We start from the raw sequence: 449 nt of genomic DNA, 5'->3' as shown, positions 1-449 counted from the left end.
CAAGAAGGCCATTTTGAATTCCGTTTGTTGCTTCCTGACAGCAAAAAAGAAGATGGCACCTACGATTATGCAGCCAAAGGAGTAGTAAAAATTGGTGTGACCGATGCCAGTTTGGTACTCGATGGCAGTAAAGGAAATTCTGTTGAAGGTTTGGTTGTTAGTGGTGGCGTCTTTGGAGAAGACACTTTAACGATTCTTGCGGGCTTGGCAAAAGAAGGGGTTTATCTAAAAATCACAGGCATGCACCTGGATGCAGACGACGATCAACATTATACCTCTAAAATGGTAGAACGTTCTTGGTTGCACGATGGGACCTCTGATGGTGATCGAAACATCTTTTATCCCAAAGCCTCAGCAAACGACAATCAGACGAATATTCGTTCCATCACCGACCTTGGTGTAGCCTTAGATGGCAGCAACTATTTAGAAATGCCTGTCTATCGAGGTGT

1 protein-coding gene is annotated in these 449 nt (G+C 44.1%); it reads left to right on the top strand.

Annotated elements, in window-relative coordinates; all coding sequences use genetic code 11:
- The coding region (locus tag CG11_RS30625; protein WP_197043978.1) for a hypothetical protein at positions 1–449 on the top strand (449 nt) is incomplete at both ends.

The organism is Aureispira sp. CCB-QB1 (assembly GCF_000724545.1).
Lineage (GTDB): Bacteria > Bacteroidota > Bacteroidia > Chitinophagales > Saprospiraceae > Aureispira.
This window is presented reverse-complemented; position numbering and strand designations above follow the sequence as displayed.